Raw genomic sequence first — 16,055 nt, 5'->3', positions numbered from 1 at the left:
TCCTCTACGATCCCCGCCCCCGAGACCTGTTCGTCGTCGATCCTAAGCCAATGCTTTGCGAAGGCGTTCCTCGTTCACACGCCAAAAAGTGTGCTGCTCGCCATCCACGAGGACGACCGGGATCTGCTCCCAGTACTGGTCATGCAGTTGGGGGTCCTGGGTGATGTCCTTCTGCTCCCAGGAAACGCCGAGCTCGGCACACACCTTCTCCACGACCGCCTGGGCGTCGTCACACAAATGGCAGCCGGGCTTCCGGATGAGCGTGACAAGCCGGTCCTGCGGGGCGGGGCCGCTACGGCGGAAGAGTGGAGTCATGTCGTCCATCCTCCCGCTTGTTTAACGGCACAGTCGCGGAGAGTTCACAGGCTCCGAACCCTACGACTCCGGAACCGCCGAACAGAATGGCTATGCTCACGCCATGGCCGCTCTCGGATGGCTCACCCCCCGTAGGCGCTCCGCCACGGCACGCAGCGTGCTGGCCGGCGAGGCCTCGGCGGAGGCAGCACGCAAGTCCACACAGGACGTCTCCGGCGAGGAACCGGAGTTCCCGGTGCACGGCGACGCGCACGCCGCCGCCTTCTTCGACCTGGACAACACCGTGATGCAGGGCGCCGCGCTGTTCCACTTCGGGCGGGGCCTGTACAAGCGGAAGTTCTTCGAGACCCGCGACCTCGCGAAGTTCGCCTGGCAGCAGGCGTGGTTCCGGCTGGCCGGCGTCGAGGACCCGGAGCACATGCAGGAGGCCCGGGACTCCGCGCTGTCCATCGTGAAGGGCCACCGCGTCGCCGAGCTGCAGTCGATCGGCGAGGAGATCTACGACGAGTACATGGCCGAGCGCATCTGGCCGGGCACCCGCGCCCTCGCGCAGGCACACCTCGACGCGGGCCAGAAGGTGTGGCTGGTCACAGCGGCCCCGGTGGAGATCGCCCAGGTGATCGCCCGCCGCCTCGGCCTGACGGGCGCACTGGGCACGGTCGCCGAATCGGTCGGCGGCGTCTACACGGGCAAGCTGGTCGGCGAGCCCCTGCACGGCCCCGCCAAGGCGGAGGCGGTCCGCGCCCTGGCCACGGCGGAGGGCCTGGACCTCTCCCGCTGCGCGGCCTACAGCGACTCGCACAACGACATCCCGATGCTGTCCCTGGTCGGCCACCCCTACGCGATCAACCCGGACAGCAAGCTCCGCAAGCACGCCCGTCAACTGGAATGGCGCCTGCGGGACTACCGCACGGGCCGCAAGGCGGCGAAGGTCGGAATCCCGGCGGCGGCCGGTGTGGGCGCGGTGGCGGGCGGCACGGCGGCGGCGATCGCTCTGCACAAGCGCCGGCGCTGACGACCAATCCCCGGCTCGCACCCCCCGCACCTCGCCACCCAGTCACGTTGGCTGCACACGGCCACAACACGCCCCGGACCGGGACCGAAAGCGCAACATTTCGATCAATAATCGGCCACTGTCCGGTACTTGATTGGGTGTCAATCGGTTACGGAAGCGACGTAATCGATGATTTTAGCAACTGCGTGTAACAGGGCCTGCACTAAGCGTTATTCTCCTCAGACGCAATCCGGATCCCCTTCCGTCGCTACGACGGGTGAACGGTTCCGCACTGCACGTGTTGGAAGCTCTGCCTCTGGGAGTCCCGTGTACCCACACGTCGGGGTTGACGCCTCGGGCCTGGCTACGCTGCGCGCAACGGTCAAAGACCTGTTGCGCGGCTTCGTCCCCACCGCGTACGCCGTCCCTGCCCTCGCCGTTGCCACTACCCCCGTCGGCCCGTGCTACGCACTCGCCGACGGGAGCGCCGCCGTCGGCAGACGAGGGCGCTCGACCGGTGCCGCCCCCGTCCGCCGTCCTGCCGCGGACAGTGACAGCGCCCGCATGATGGACCTGGTGGAACGCGCCCAGGCCGGCGAGTCCGACGCCTTCGGCCGCCTCTACGACCAGTACAGCGACACCGTGTACCGGTACATCTACTACCGCGTGGGAGGCAAAGCCACCGCCGAGGACCTCACCAGCGAGACGTTCCTGCGTGCCCTGCGCCGCATCGGCACCTTCACCTGGCAGGGCCGTGACTTCGGCGCCTGGCTGGTGACGATCGCCCGCAACCTGGTCGCCGACCACTTCAAGTCCAGCCGCTTCCGGCTCGAAGTGACCACCGGCGAGATGCTCGACGCCAACGAGGTCGAGCGCTCACCCGAGGACTCCGTCCTGGAGTCCCTTTCCAACGCCGCACTCCTCGACGCCGTACGACGGCTCAATCCACAGCAGCAGGAGTGCGTGACCCTCCGATTCCTCCAGGGTCTCTCCGTCGCCGAGACCGCCCGGGTGATGGGCAAGAACGAGGGGGCCATCAAGACCCTCCAGTACCGGGCCGTCCGCACCCTCGCCCGGCTCCTCCCGGACGACGCACACTGACCGTGCACGCTCGGTAATACCCAACTCGCTGTCGGTAAAAGTCCGTTGGCTCCCCGATCCGATCATCCGCCGTCCGTAACCCAAGTGCCGCGCTACTCGTTGTGCGGGATGCAGGCTCCCTGTGGTCACTCCCTGGCCGACTCGATCACCCGATCGTGTGCTTGTGGTCAGGGCGTGCAACCCTCAGGACCCCCTGGGGAGCCGATCGTCATGACGAGAGGAGGTGCCGCCTGTGATCGCGAACGTTTCGGCGCACCGGCGGGCGAACGCCTTCGCCCAGGCCCTGGAGGAGCAGTCCGACGGGGGCACGGCGGCCGAGCAGTCCGAAGGACCCCCGCCGTCCCCGGCTGCTGCGGAACAGACCGAACAGGGCCGTCTGGCGGCCCTCGCGGCGTGTCTCGGCGAGCTGCCCAAACCACAGCTGGACCCCGAGGTCAAGGTCGTCCAACGGGCCCAGCTCGTGGCCGCCATGGAGGCCATGCTCCTGGAGGGCACGGCAGCGGGCGGCGGGGCGACGGACGCCTCGGTGCCCGAGCAGCGTTCCCACCGGGCGCGGGGCTCCCACCGGGCGAGTCCGCTGGGGAAGTTCCGACCACGTTCCCGCCTGGCCAAGGGGCTTGCCGCGGGCGGGCTCAGCGTCGGCGTCGCCGCGGGCGCCTTCGGCGGCATCGCTGCCGCCAGCTCGGACGCCCTGCCCGGTGACTCGCTCTACGGCCTCAAGCGGGGCATCGAGGACTTCAAGCTCAACCACATGTCCGAGGGCGACGACGAACGCGGTGTGGCCTTCCTCGACCAGGCGTCCACCCGCCTGAGCGAGGCCCGCCGACTGATGGAGCGCGATCACGGCAGCCGGCTCGACCACGAGTCCCTCGGCGAGATCCGCCGCACCCTGTCGGGCGTGCAGCACGACGCGTCCGAGGGCCACCGCCTGCTGACCGCGGCGTACCAACGCGACCCGGACTCCCTGGGTCCCATCCAGGCCCTCGACGCCTTCTCCCGCTCGCACCGTGATGCCTGGGGCGCGCTCCGCGACAGGCTTCCCGTGCAGCTCGGTGACGTGAGTCAGCAGGTGTCGTCGGTCTTCGACGCCATAGACGAAGAGGTCGCCCCGCTGCAGTCCCTCCTCCCTAGGCCTCCGGCCCGGGACACCGGCGACGACGGGCGACGACAGGGCCCCGGAGCGACGTCCTCCGACGCCTCGTCCGGTTCCGGCCGCTCCTCGGCACCTCGTACCGGCAGCGGCAGCTCCTCCCACGACAGCGGCACCGGCAGCCACAGCCCCAGCAAACCGGCCGGCTCCACCGGCGAGGAGGAGGGCCTGCTCGGCGGCAACACCGGCGGCCTCCTCGACCCGCCCAAGGACACCGGCAGCACCTCCCCGTCCACCAGCACCCCACCCACCATCGAACCGGACGTCACCCTCCCGCCCCTGCTCCCCGGCCTGCTCCCCGGCCTGGGCATCGACGGCGAGGAAGACCAGTAACCCCGGCAGTCCCACCCAGTAGTACCTGCAGTCCCTACGGCGATGGGGGCGCCCCTCTCAGGAGGGGCGCCCCCATCGCCGTACAACGCGCTCGAGCATCCTTCTCAGAAGAACACCGACCGCCGCTGCACCAGCAACTTGGCCCCTCCTGTCTGCCGCCCTCACACTGCTTCGCAGGCATCGGACAGCTGCGCCGGACTCCGTCCGACGACCTCCAGCGGCCTCCCCAGCCCCGCGCTCCCCGCCTCCGAAGAGCCGCCTCCGTCAGAAGAACACCGACCGCCGCTGCACCAGCAACTTGTACAACGTGTGCTGGATCTGCTCCCTGACCTGGTCGGTCAGGTTGAACATCAGCATCGGGTCCTCGGCGGCCTCCGGCGGATAGCCGTCCGTGCGGATCGGCTCGCCGAACTGGATCGTCCACTTGGTCGGCAGCGGGATCGCGCCCAGCGGGCCGAGCCACGGAAAGGTCGGCGTGAGCGGGAAGTACGGGAAGCCCAGTACGCGGGCGAGCGTCCTGGCGTTGCCGATCATCGGGTAGATCTCCTCGGCCCCGACGATGGAGCACGGGATGATCGGTGCGCCCTGCCGCAGGGCCGTGGAGACGAAACCACCGCGGCCGAAGCGCTGAAGCTTGTAGCGCTCACTGAAGGGCTTGCCGATGCCCTTGAAGCCCTCCGGCATCACCCCGACCAGCTCGCCCTGGGCCAGCAGCCGTTCGGCGTCCTCCGCACAGGCCAGCGTGTGACCGAGCTTGCGGGCCAGCTCGTTGACCACCGGCAGCATGAAGACCAGGTCCGCCGCCAGCAGGCGCAGGTGACGGTCGTCGGGGTGGTGGTCGTGAACGGCGACCTGCATCATCAGGCCGTCCAGCGGGATCGTCCCCGAGTGGTTGGCGACGATCAGGGCGCCACCCTTCGCCGGGATGTTCTCGACGCCCTTCACCTCGACCCGGAAGTACTTCTCGTACACCGGCCGCAACAGGGACATCAGGACCTGGTCGGTCAACTCCTCGTCGTAGCCGAAGTCGTCGACGTCGTAGTCACCGGTGAGGCGGCGGCGCAGAAAGGCGAGGCCGCCCGCGACACGCCCCTCCAGGCCGCCGGGTCCGCTGTCGTCCTGCGCCTGCTCGGGCGGCTGTTCCTCACCGATCACAGGAACATCATCCTGCGCGGGCGGCCTGCTGGGCAGGGGCTGGACCTCACGGACCAGCGAAGATTCCGTGCCGTTGCGCCGGTTCCCCGCACTCCGGCGCCGCGGCGGCCGCTGCGCGGCACTCCCGCGGGACCGGTCGTCGTCGAACGGAATGACCTTGGCGTCCGCCATCGTTGATGCGCTCCTCAGTTGGCGCTCTGCGTCGGGGGGTGACCGCTGCCCGCGAAGGGCAGCGCGGCGATCCGGTCGACAGCCCCGGCCACGGTCTCGGGCGGCAGGAGTCCGGGGCCGCGGCTGCGCGCGAAGTCCGCGAAGGTCTCCGCCGTCGTGTACTTCGGCTGGAACCCGAGCGTCTCCCGCATCTGGGTCGTCGCCACGACCCGGCCGTGGGTCAGCAGCCGGATCTGCTCCGGGGAGAAGTCCGTCATGCCCAGCGTACGCACCAGCGAGCCCGCCCAGGTGACGGCAGGCAGCAGCAGGGGCACGGTGGGCCGGCCGAGCCGCCGCGCACACTGCGACAGCAACAGCACACCATCACCTGCGATGTTGAAGGTGCCGCTGTTGAGCGTGCCCCGCGCCGGTTCGTGCGAGGCGATCCGCAGCACCTCGATCACGTCGTCCTCGTGCACGAACTGCAGCCGCGGGTCGTAGCCCAGTACGGTCGGCAGGGCCGGCAGCGAGAAGTACGAGGCGAGCGGGGTGTCCGCGGTCGGACCGAGGATGTTGGCGAACCGCAGCACGCACACGGCGACGTCGGGCCGCCTCCGGGCGAACCCGCGCACATACCCCTCGACCTCGACGGTGTCCTTGGCGAACCCGCCGCTGGGCAGCGACTTGGGCGGCGTGGTCTCGGTGAACACGGCGGGATCCCTGGGCGCGGACCCGTAGACGTTCGTACTGGACTTCACCACGAGCCGCTTGACCGTCGGGGACTTCTGGCAGGCACCGAGCAGCTGCATGGTGCCGATGACGTTGGTCTCCTTGACCGAGGTCCGGCTGCCGCTGCCGAGCGCGGTCGCGGTCACGTCCAGGTGGACGACTGTGTCGGCGGCCGTCTCCGCGAGCACTCGCGCGATGGTGGGCTGCCGCAGATCGGTCTGGATGAAGTCGGCACCGCCCAGATGGTGCTCGGGCGGCACGGCGTCCACGGCGATGACCCGATCGACCTGTGGGTCACGCTGGATCCGTCGTACGAACCGGCCCCCCAGCTGACGTGCCACCCCGGTCACGAGCACGACCTTGCCCAAGATCAGCGCCTTCCTTCCAACCCTCGTACTCCGCCGAGTCCCCGTGTACGGCCAACCTAGCGGGTCGATGTTGCGCTGTGATGACCGCCCAATGCACGAAGTGACGGCATACACAGACGTACGACCAGACCAAGCCATGTGGATGAGGTGCGTACGCACACGCCCACTCCCGGCGTCCGGATACGCGTGTGGCCCCCCACCGGGTGTGGTGGGGGGCCACAGACACGCTTCCTACGCGGCGTCGCTTACTTCTTGTTGCGACGCTGAACGCGCGTGCGCTTGAGCAGCTTGCGGTGCTTCTTCTTGGCCATCCGCTTGCGCCGCTTCTTGATAACAGAGCCCACGACTACCCTCGCTCACTTCTCATCACTCGGTGCTGGGCGCCATGGGCCCATACGACCTACGGGGGCCTAGCCTACCCGTCCGAGCGCTGAGGTCGTAATCGAGGTGCCGGGGAAGCCCTTGACCTTGCCCTGAGGCTCCCCGGCCCGTCGCTGTCAGGCGGTTTCCACCCCCACATAGCTCTCACGGAGGTACTCGTGAACCGCTTGCTCGGGGACGCGGAAGGACCGCCCCACCCGGATAGCGGGCAGATGACCGCTGTGCACCAACCGGTACACGGTCATCTTCGACACTCGCATCACCGAGGCGACTTCCGCCACGGTAAGGAACTGAACCTCGTTCAGAGGCCTCTCGCCAGCTGCAGCCATGACACACCTGAACCTTCCGCACTCGACGGCCACCGGCTTCCCCTTCCGGTGACTCTTCGTCGTTGCGTGCTCACTCCCCAATGTAGGGGCGGGTGATGCAAGTGGGGAAGAGGTGCACCCATCGGCGGCCTACTGTGACAGACACGCTCGATTGAGTACGTAGCGGGTAAGCGGCCGGTAGTAATCGGACCGCACGGCGTCATCAAGTGGAACGACGACGGAGACCACCCCCTCGGCCTCCCCCACGAACAGCGCGGGGTCGTCGGTATCCGCCAGCCCGATGGCCTCAAACCCCAGCTGACCTGCCCCGCAGACCCACCCGTGATCCCCGATGACGAGTTCCGGGAGAGGTCCGCCGCCATCCGCGGCCGCCGCCAGCGCGGTACGAACCGGGAGCGGTGAATGCGTGTGCGCGCCGGCCTCACAACCGGAGCTCGACGCGCCGGGTTCCCGTACCAGCGCGACTCCTCGTACGTAGTCAAGGTCGTACGTGCGTAGACCGAACTGGGTCGTTATGTCGACACAGCGACCCTGCGCTGGGGTGAGAACGGTACATCCAGCCGCCGACAGGGCGTCCGCCAAGGCGGCGTAGAAGCCGAGCAGCCGATGCGGGTGCCCGGTACCGAACAGCACGGGTCCACCACGTTCGGCCACCGCGGCGAGCCGCTCCGCGAAGGCGCCCAGAGCCTCCAGCGTCCGCTCCGGATCAATCACATCATGACCAGTTGTATGCCCCGGATCGGCCGAAACCCCACACCTGTCCGCCATCAGTTCGATCAATTCTCGCTCCTCCCAAGGCCGTTCAGGATCAATCCCGATCAGAACCCGAGGATCACGAGCCGCGAACAGCCGATAACTCCGAAGACTCTCCTCCCGCGAAGTAGCCACGGTCCCAGCCAACCGAGCAGCCAGAAGATGAGCCCGCATCGCCCCAGTGCTCAACACCCAAGCGATGCTGACGCACGAACCCCACGCACACGACACGAACGAGGAAACACCGCACAGTCGGCGTAACGACGGAATCGCGACCGAAGACAACACGGACCCACGAACGACGCCGCCGCCTCCAGCCACGCAGGGATACGACCCCGCCCGGCGGGCGACACCTCCGCGGCCCACCCGGTGACCTTCACGGTGGTGGTCACGCCGGAATCCAGAGACAGAACCTTCCAGCCCGCCGGGGCACGGGGACTGCGTTGCGCCGGGGCGGGACGGGCAGGGCGGGGAGAGCCTGCGAGGTCCAGGGCCGCAGTCCCGTCCCGGGGCCGGCCCCGGGAGACCCGACCGGGCCCTCTGGACGGAGCCCGGCGGAGTCCAGGGGGCTCGGCGGGGTTCGCAATACCCGGCGGGGTCCAGGGCCCAGTACCCGCAAAGATGCAGTACCCACCAGAGTCCAGGGGCGGAGCCCGCCAGGGTCGCAGCAACCGGCGGGGTCGAAGGGCCGCGGCCCCGGTGGGGTCCAGGGGCGAAGCCCCGGTGGGTCCAGGGCCGCAGCCCCCGCCCGGGGTCCAGGGGCGAAGCCCCGGTGGGGTCGAAGGGGCGAAGCCCCTGGGGATGGGACGGGTAGGGGCGGCGGGGGCGAGAACCCCAGACCTCAGCCCACCCAACACCTCAGCCCAGGCGCCGGCACCAGCACCAGCGCCGGCACCCGCGCCCGCACCCGCACCCGCGCCCGCACCCGCACCCGCACCCGCACCCGCACCCGCACCTAAGCCAAAAGCCCCCGCAACGGAAACACCGCCCGCCGCGCAGCGATCACCGCCTGGTCCACCCGATCCGCAGGGTCGTACCCCTCCTCCCACCCAGACCAGGACACCGGCCACCGCCCATCAGTCATCCGCCCGGGCCCCAACTGCCGAGTCCGAGCAAACACCTCCTGCCGCCACGACTCCGGAACCAACGTCTCCGGCGACACCGGCCGCCCTGCCGCGATCCCCACCAGATGCGTCCAGGACCGCGGCACGACATCCACCACCGCGTATCCGCCCCCACCCAGCGCCACCCACCGCCCGTCGGCGTACTCATGCGCCAGGTCATGACAGGCAACCTGCACGGCCCGCTGCGCATCGAGCGACACAGCCAAGTGCGCCAACGGATCCTCGAAGTGCGTATCGGCCCCGTGCTGAGTCACCAACACCTGAGGCCGAAAGTCAGCGATCACCTCAGGCACCACGGCGTGGAACGCCCGCAACCACCCCGCGTCCCCGGTCCCCGCCGGCAACGCGACATTCACCGCCGACCCCTCCGCAGACTCCGCGCCGGTCTCCTCCGGCCACCCGGTCTGCGGAAACAGCGTACGAGGATGCTCATGCAGCGAGACCGTCAGAACCCGCGGATCCTCCCAGAACGCCGCCTGCACCCCGTCCCCGTGATGCACGTCGACATCCACATAGGCCACCCGCTCGGCCCCGAGCTCCAACAAACGAGCGATCGCCAGCGCCGCGTCGTTGTAGATACAGAACCCCGACGCACCCCCGGGCATCGCATGATGCAACCCACCGGAGAAGTTCACCGCATGCAGCGCGTCCCCCCGCCACACGGCCTCCGCGGCGCCCACCGACTGCCCGGCGATCAGCGCGGAAACCTCGTGCATCCCGGCGAACGCGGGATCGTCCATAGTCCCCAGCCCGTACGCCCCGTCGGCCGCCCTAGGCTCCGCAGAAGCCGCCTTGACGGCCTCGACGTAGTCCTCCCGATGCACCAGCCTCAGCGTCGACTCACCGGCCGGCTTGGCAGCTACGACCTCCATCTCCCGGTCAAGCCCGAAGGCCTGAACGAGCCTCCAGGTAAGGGCAAGCCGAACCGGATCCATCGGATGGTCCGGACCGAAGTCATAGCCCGTTACTGCCTCGTCCCACATCAGCTGTCCGCGGCCGCTCATGCCCGCCACCGTATCGGTCCGATTGAGCGGCGAACGACCGGGCGTACACGAGCGTCACCAGCACCAACACCATCGGCACGAGCATGGCCCCCCGATAGCTCCAGGTGTCCCCCAACGCCCCCACCAGGGGCGAACCGATCAGGAAACCGACGTAGTTGAAGACGTTGAGCCGAGCCACAGCCGCGTCGGACGCCCCGGGAAACAGCCGCCCGGCCGCGGCGAAGGTCTGCGGCACCAGCACACACAACCCCAGCCCCAACAACGTGAACCCGAGCATCCCCACCCACGGCCCGGGCGCCACCGCCACCACGGCGAACCCGACCGCCGCCACCAACGCCCCCAGCCGTACGACCGGAGCCGCCCCGAACCGCCGTACCCCGACGTCACCGATGGCCCGCCCCAGCAGCGTGGTCACCATGTACACGTTGTACGGCACCGTCGCGAGCTGCTCACTGCTCCCCAGCACGTCCTGCAGATACTTCGCGCTCCAGTTGGAGACGGTCGAGTCCCCGATGTACGCGAAACACATCACGAGGCACAGCGGCAGGAGCAATTTGAGGGCGAGGGTCCCACCCTCGCCCTTCTCCCCCGCCACATCGCCGTCCCCGCCCCCGTCGACGTACCACCGACTCCCCACCAGGGCGGTCGGCAACAGCACCAGCACGACCGGCAGATACGACACCCACAACGCCAGATGCCAGTGCGCCCCCGCCCACGCCAGCGAGGCTCCCAGAATCCCGCCCAGGCTGAACACGGCATGGAAACTCAGCATGATGCTGCGCCCGTACGCCCGCTGCAGGCTCACCCCGAGCATGTTCATCGACGCGTCCAGCGCACCCACGGCGAGCCCGAAGGCGGCAAGCGAGACACCCAGCTCGACCGTCGACTCCCCCGCCCCCACCCCGAGCAGCGCCAGGAGCACGACGGGCTGGGCCCAGCGCAGCACCCGGCTGGGCGGTATTCGCTTCACCAACTGCTCGGTGCTCACGCTCCCGACCCCCGCGAGGATCGGCACGGCCGCCAGGAACGCGGGCAACAGCGCGTCGGACACGCCGTACCGGTCCTGGATGGCCGGGATCCTCGTCACCAGCAGCGCGAAGGCCACACCCTGTGCGAAGAAGCTGAACGCCAGCGAGGCCCTGCCGCGCCGCAGCACATCAGTCATGGCGGCGAGCGTAGGGCCCCGGCGTACTCGTGGGTAGATCCAGCCAAAGATGAATTTCCCTCAGCTTTGATTCCTCACCGGGCGACGGCGACACCGGAAGCCGTGGGAACGGCGTCCGAGCACCCCTGCCCCTCGCACTTCAACTCCGCCTCGAGCATGGCCGCCATCGGCCCGGCACCCAGGGCACCGCTGACGAGAAAGCCGAGAACCATGGCGACGATCATGATGACGGTCCCGAGCCAGACCATGGTGTCCACCGGCACGGTGTACGCCCCCACGACCCGCACCGCACACTCCGCGAGCAGCACCACACCCCACACCACGGAGAAGACCCGCTCGAACCGCCGAAAGGCGGCGGACCCACCTTCCAACCGAGCCCAGGCGGCCTCCCGCCGCTCGTCCCTCTTCACCAGCCACGGCTTCATCCCGGCCGTCATCACCGGCTTCCCCAGCGCCACCGACACCAGGATCCCCATCCCCACCACGCTGCTGACCCCGCTGTCCTTGGCGAGCATCAGCCGCGGGTCCCCGGCGACGAACCCCAGCAGCAGTCCGACGACGTTCACGAACAGAATGAGCGCGGCAAGCCCGTTGACCGTCCGGTCCTTCACGGCACTCCACCCGGTCCGCACGGCCGGCAGCACACTGCTCCAGCCGAGCGCGGCCACGGTGCTCATCCCGAACCCGTTCCTGAACAGGTAGTACGACCCGACCGGCACCGCCACGTCCATGATGAGCGGCACAAACGCGTTCCGCTTCGCCTTCGTACCGGTCTTCGCCATCGTCATCGTCTGCGTCATGCCCTCAGCATCCCGGCCGGCCCCCGACGCTGGTAGAAACGATCGTCCAGACCTCGGCATGACAAATGTCAGACCAGCAGGTCAAGCAACTCCCCCATGTCCGCGAAGAGTTGAGTGGCCTCTTGGAGCCGCTCGGCAGGCGTCATGGCGGTGAACCCGTACACGTCCATCCCGGCCGCGACGGCCGCCCGCACCCCCAACGGGCTGTCCTCCACCACCACGCACCGCGCGGGCTCGACACCCATACGCTCGGCCGCGTACAGGAAGAGATCCGGCGCCGGCTTTCCCCGCCCCACATCCTGCGAGCTGAAGATCCGTCCATCATCGAACCACCGGCCCACCCCGGTCTTCCGATGCCCCACCCGAATCCGCTCATGGCTCCCGGAGGACGCCACACAGTAGGGCACTCCGTCCGCAGCCAGCTTCTCCAGTACCCCGACGGCCCCCGCCACCGGCTCCAACTCCCGCTCGAACGCAGCGAACACCCGCGCATGGAAGACATCGTCGAAGTCCTCCGGCAACCGCCGCCCGCTCCGCGCCTCCACGAGATCGTGTACGCGGTGCATGGCGGCGCCCATGTAGTCCCGGAGAGAATCCTCGTACGAGGTCGTATGCCCGAGCTCGGTCAGATAGCCGGCCAAGAGCTTGTTGGAGATGGGCTCGCTGTCGACGAGGACACCATCGTTGTCGAAGATGACAAGGTCATAGCGCATGCCCAAGACCCTAGAGGACTTAGTCCAACGCTCCCCTACCTGAAAACCCTGGAATAACCCCTGGAACGCAGAAAACCCCCGTGCCCATGGCACGGGGGTTTTCCCAAAAATTGTTCGGCGGCGTCCTACTCTCCCACAGGGTCCCCCCTGCAGTACCATCGGCGCTGTAAGGCTTAGCTTCCGGGTTCGGAATGTAACCGGGCGTTTCCCTCACGCTAAAACCACCGAAACACTATGAAACTGAACTGCCGCACCACACCCGTGGCCCTGGGTATGGGGCTGTTCGTGGTTTCAGAACCAACACAGTGGACGCGAGCAACTGAGGACAAGCCCTCGGCCTATTAGTACCGGTCACCTCCACACGTTACCGTGCTTCCAGATCCGGCCTATCAACCCAGTCGTCTACTGGGAGCCTTAACCCCTCAAAGGGGGTGGGAATACTCATCTCGAAGCAGGCTTCCCGCTTAGATGCTTTCAGCGGTTATCCCTCCCGAACGTAGCCAACCAGCCATGCCCTTGGCAGAACAACTGGCACACCAGAGGTTCGTCCGTCCCGGTCCTCTCGTACTAGGGACAGCCCTTCTCAATATTCCTACGCGCGCAGCGGATAGGGACCGAACTGTCTCACGACGTTCTAAACCCAGCTCGCGTACCGCTTTAATGGGCGAACAGCCCAACCCTTGGGACCGACTCCAGCCCCAGGATGCGACGAGCCGACATCGAGGTGCCAAACCATCCCGTCGATATGGACTCTTGGGGAAGATCAGCCTGTTATCCCCGGGGTACCTTTTATCCGTTGAGCGACGGCGCTTCCACAAGCCACCGCCGGATCACTAGTCCCGACTTTCGTCCCTGCTCGACCCGTCGGTCTCACAGTCAAGCTCCCTTGTGCACTTACACTCAACACCTGATTGCCAACCAGGCTGAGGGAACCTTTGGGCGCCTCCGTTACTCTTTAGGAGGCAACCGCCCCAGTTAAACTACCCATCAGACACTGTCCCTGATCCGGATCACGGACCCAGGTTAGACATCCAGCACGACCAGACTGGTATTTCAACGACGACTCCACCTGAACTGGCGTCCAAGCTTCACAGTCTCCCAGCTATCCTACACAAGCCGAACCGAACACCAATATCAAACTGTAGTAAAGGTCCCGGGGTCTTTCCGTCCTGCTGCGCGAAACGAGCATCTTTACTCGTAGTGCAATTTCACCGGGCCTATGGTTGAGACAGTCGAGAAGTCGTTACGCCATTCGTGCAGGTCGGAACTTACCCGACAAGGAATTTCGCTACCTTAGGATGGTTATAGTTACCACCGCCGTTTACTGGCGCTTAAGTTCTCAGCTTCGCCAAGACGAATCCTGACTAACCGGTCCCCTTAACGTTCCAGCACCGGGCAGGCGTCAGTCCGTATACATCGCCTTACGGCTTCGCACGGACCTGTGTTTTTAGTAAACAGTCGCTTCTCGCTGGTCTCTGCGGCCACCCCCAGCTCGAGGAGCACGTCCTCTCACCAGTGATGGCCCCCCTTCTCCCGAAGTTACGGGGGCATTTTGCCGAGTTCCTTAACCATAGTTCACCCGAACGCCTCGGTATTCTCTACCTGACCACCTGAGTCGGTTTAGGGTACGGGCCGCCATGAAACTCGCTAGAGGCTTTTCTCGACAGCATAGGATCATCCACTTCACCACAATCGGCTCGGCATCAGGTCTCAGACTATTGCCAGGCGGATTTACCTACCTGACGTCCTACACCCTTACCCCGGGACAACCACCGCCCGGGATGGACTACCTTCCTGCGTCACCCCATCACTCACCTACTACAAGTCTGGTCCGTCGGCTCCACCACTTTCCTTTCCCCGAAGGGTCCGGAACGGCTTCACGGACTTAGCATCGCCTGATTCAATGTTTGACGCTTCACAGCGGGTACCGGAATATCAACCGGTTATCCATCGACTACGCCTGTCGGCCTCGCCTTAGGTCCCGACTTACCCTGGGCAGATCAGCTTGACCCAGGAACCCTTAGTCAATCGGCGCACACGTTTCCCACGTGTGTATCGCTACTCATGCCTGCATTCTCACTCGTGAACCGTCCACCACTCGCTTACACGGCGGCTTCACCCGGCACACGACGCTCCCCTACCCATCACAGCGGGCGTTGGCCCTCATGCTGCAATGACACGACTTCGGCGGTACGCTTGAGCCCCGCTACATTGTCGGCGCGGAATCACTAGACCAGTGAGCTATTACGCACTCTTTCAAGGGTGGCTGCTTCTAAGCCAACCTCCTGGTTGTCTGTGCGACTCCACATCCTTTCCCACTTAGCGTACGCTTAGGGGCCTTAGTCGATGCTCTGGGCTGTTTCCCTCTCGACCATGGAGCTTATCCCCCACAGTCTCACTGCCGCGCTCTCACTTACCGGCATTCGGAGTTTGGCTAAGGTCAGTAACCCGGTAGGGCCCATCGCCTATCCAGTGCTCTACCTCCGGCAAGAAACACACGACGCTGCACCTAAATGCATTTCGGGGAGAACCAGCTATCACGGAGTTTGATTGGCCTTTCACCCCTAACCACAGGTCATCCCCCAGGTTTTCAACCCTGGTGGGTTCGGTCCTCCACGAAGTCTTACCTCCGCTTCAACCTGCCCATGGCTAGATCACTCCGCTTCGGGTCTTGAGCGTGCTACTGAAACGCCCTGTTCGGACTCGCTTTCGCTACGGCTACCCCACCCGGGTTAACCTCGCAACACACCGCAAACTCGCAGGCTCATTCTTCAAAAGGCACGCAGTCACGACGCACCAAGCAAGCTTGATGCGCGACGCTCCCACGGCTTGTAGGCACACGGTTTCAGGTACTATTTCACTCCGCTCCCGCGGTACTTTTCACCATTCCCTCACGGTACTATCCGCTATCGGTCACCAGGGAATATTTAGGCTTAGCGGGTGGTCCCGCCAGATTCACACGGGATTTCTCGGGCCCCGTGCTACTTGGGTGTCTCTCAAACGAGCCGTTGACGTTTCGACTACGGGGGTCTTACCCTCTACGCCGGACCTTTCGCATGTCCTTCGCCTACATCAACGGTTTCTGACTCGCTCTGCACGCCAAGCAGACGACAGAAGAGAGATCCCACAACCCCGCATACGCAACCCCTGCCGGGTCTCACACGTATACGGTTTAGCCTCATCCGGTTTCGCTCGCCACTACTCCCGGAATCACGGTTGTTTTCTCTTCCTGCGGGTACTGAGATGTTTCACTTCCCCGCGTTCCCTCCACTTGCCCTATGTGTTCAGGCAAGGGTGACAGCCCATGACGACTGCCGGGTTTCCCCATTCGGACACCCCCGGATCAAAGCCTGGTTGACGACTCCCCGGGGCCTATCGTGGCCTCCCACGTCCTTCATCGGTTCCTGGTGCCAAGGCATCCACCGTGCGCCCTTAAAAACTTGGCCACAGATGCTCGCGTCCACTGTGCAGTTCTCAAACAACGACCAGCC

Annotated in this window: 13 protein-coding genes and 2 rRNA genes; 3 read left to right on the top strand and 12 right to left on the bottom strand. The window is 66.3% G+C overall.

The annotated features are described in order from the left end of the window. Positions 1-42: 42 nt before the first annotated feature. Positions 43-315, bottom strand: coding sequence for a glutaredoxin family protein (locus OHA64_RS27830; protein WP_405617493.1), 273 nt, complete (start codon positions 313-315; stop codon positions 43-45). 103 nt (positions 316-418) lie between these two features. On the opposite strand from OHA64_RS27830, the gene OHA64_RS27825 reads away from it, so the two are divergent. The 3 genes from OHA64_RS27825 to OHA64_RS27815 all read left to right on the top strand — a co-directional run bounded on the left by OHA64_RS27825 (position 419) and on the right by OHA64_RS27815 (position 3,893). Beyond that, complete coding sequence (locus OHA64_RS27825; RefSeq protein ID WP_405617491.1) at positions 419-1,330, top strand: HAD family hydrolase; 912 nt, start codon at positions 419-421, stop codon at positions 1,328-1,330. A gap of 306 nt (positions 1,331-1,636) precedes the next feature. Next, a complete protein-coding gene (locus OHA64_RS27820; protein ID WP_405617489.1) occupies positions 1,637-2,410 on the top strand; it encodes an ECF subfamily RNA polymerase sigma factor, BldN family in 774 nt (257 codons plus the stop codon). Positions 2,411-2,642: 232 nt separating this feature from the next. Further along, positions 2,643-3,893, top strand: coding sequence for a DUF5667 domain-containing protein (locus tag OHA64_RS27815; protein ID WP_405617487.1), 1,251 nt, complete (start codon positions 2,643-2,645; stop codon positions 3,891-3,893). Positions 3,894-4,157: 264 nt separating this feature from the next. Here OHA64_RS27815 and OHA64_RS27810 read toward each other — a convergent pair whose 3' ends face one another. The 11 genes from OHA64_RS27810 to OHA64_RS27760 all read right to left on the bottom strand — a co-directional run bounded on the left by OHA64_RS27810 (position 4,158) and on the right by OHA64_RS27760 (position 16,010). After that, positions 4,158-5,219, bottom strand: coding sequence for a lysophospholipid acyltransferase family protein (locus OHA64_RS27810; RefSeq protein WP_405617486.1), 1,062 nt, complete (start codon positions 5,217-5,219; stop codon positions 4,158-4,160). Positions 5,220-5,233: 14 nt separating this feature from the next. Continuing rightward, entirely contained in the window at positions 5,234-6,295 is a 1,062-nt protein-coding gene (locus tag OHA64_RS27805) for an NAD-dependent epimerase/dehydratase family protein (protein WP_405617484.1), read from the bottom strand. Between the two features lie 245 nt (positions 6,296-6,540). Continuing rightward, complete coding sequence (locus tag OHA64_RS27800; protein ID WP_003948845.1) at positions 6,541-6,639, bottom strand: 30S ribosomal protein bS22; 99 nt, start codon at positions 6,637-6,639, stop codon at positions 6,541-6,543. Positions 6,640-6,792: 153 nt separating this feature from the next. Continuing rightward, the gene (locus OHA64_RS27795; RefSeq protein ID WP_004984898.1) at positions 6,793-7,005 is read right to left on the bottom strand and encodes a helix-turn-helix domain-containing protein; all 213 of its coding nucleotides are present in this window, start codon (positions 7,003-7,005) and stop codon (positions 6,793-6,795) included. Between the two features lie 129 nt (positions 7,006-7,134). Continuing rightward, complete coding sequence (locus OHA64_RS27790) at positions 7,135-7,950, bottom strand: phosphatase (protein ID WP_405617482.1); 816 nt, start codon at positions 7,948-7,950, stop codon at positions 7,135-7,137. Positions 7,951-8,713: 763 nt separating this feature from the next. Next, positions 8,714-9,886, bottom strand: coding sequence for an acetoin utilization protein AcuC (locus tag OHA64_RS27785; protein ID WP_405617480.1), 1,173 nt, complete (start codon positions 9,884-9,886; stop codon positions 8,714-8,716). Then, the gene (locus tag OHA64_RS27780; protein ID WP_405617478.1) at positions 9,837-11,051 is read right to left on the bottom strand and encodes an MFS transporter; all 1,215 of its coding nucleotides are present in this window, start codon (positions 11,049-11,051) and stop codon (positions 9,837-9,839) included. Before OHA64_RS27780 ends, OHA64_RS27785 begins: the two co-directional genes overlap by 50 nt. 74 nt (positions 11,052-11,125) lie before the next feature. After that, entirely contained in the window at positions 11,126-11,851 is a 726-nt protein-coding gene (locus tag OHA64_RS27775) for a VC0807 family protein (RefSeq protein ID WP_405617476.1), read from the bottom strand. 68 nt (positions 11,852-11,919) lie between these two features. Beyond that, entirely contained in the window at positions 11,920-12,564 is a 645-nt protein-coding gene (locus OHA64_RS27770) for an HAD family hydrolase (protein ID WP_405617474.1), read from the bottom strand. 112 nt (positions 12,565-12,676) lie between these two features. Continuing rightward, positions 12,677-12,793, bottom strand: a 5S ribosomal RNA gene (gene rrf / locus OHA64_RS27765). Positions 12,794-12,885: 92 nt separating this feature from the next. After that, positions 12,886-16,010: ribosomal RNA gene (locus tag OHA64_RS27760) — 23S ribosomal RNA — on the bottom strand. Between the last annotated feature and the right edge of the window lie 45 nt (positions 16,011-16,055).

The sequence above is a fragment of the Streptomyces sp. NBC_00076 genome, assembly GCF_045041235.1.
Classification (GTDB): domain Bacteria; phylum Actinomycetota; class Actinomycetes; order Streptomycetales; family Streptomycetaceae; genus Streptomyces.
Note: the sequence above shows the minus strand (reverse complement) of the source record. Positions and strands in the feature narration are given on the sequence as shown.

Bases quoted from the DNA above. Each gene is read 5' to 3' on its own strand.
- OHA64_RS27830 (WP_405617493.1), bottom strand. From the start codon at position 315: ATGACTCCACTCTTCCGCCGTAGCGGCCCCGCCCCGCAGGACCGGCTT.
- OHA64_RS27795 (WP_004984898.1), bottom strand. From the start codon at position 7,005: ATGGCTGCAGCTGGCGAGAGGCCTCTGAACGAGGTTCAGTTCCTTACC.
- OHA64_RS27785 (WP_405617480.1), bottom strand. From the start codon at position 9,886: ATGAGCGGCCGCGGACAGCTGATGTGGGACGAGGCAGTAACGGGCTAT.
- OHA64_RS27825 (WP_405617491.1), top strand. From the start codon at position 419: ATGGCCGCTCTCGGATGGCTCACCCCCCGTAGGCGCTCCGCCACGGCA.
- OHA64_RS27810 (WP_405617486.1), bottom strand. From the start codon at position 5,219: ATGGCGGACGCCAAGGTCATTCCGTTCGACGACGACCGGTCCCGCGGG.
- OHA64_RS27775 (WP_405617476.1), bottom strand. From the start codon at position 11,851: ATGACGCAGACGATGACGATGGCGAAGACCGGTACGAAGGCGAAGCGG.
- OHA64_RS27770 (WP_405617474.1), bottom strand. From the start codon at position 12,564: ATGCGCTATGACCTTGTCATCTTCGACAACGATGGTGTCCTCGTCGAC.
- OHA64_RS27780 (WP_405617478.1), bottom strand. From the start codon at position 11,051: ATGACTGATGTGCTGCGGCGCGGCAGGGCCTCGCTGGCGTTCAGCTTC.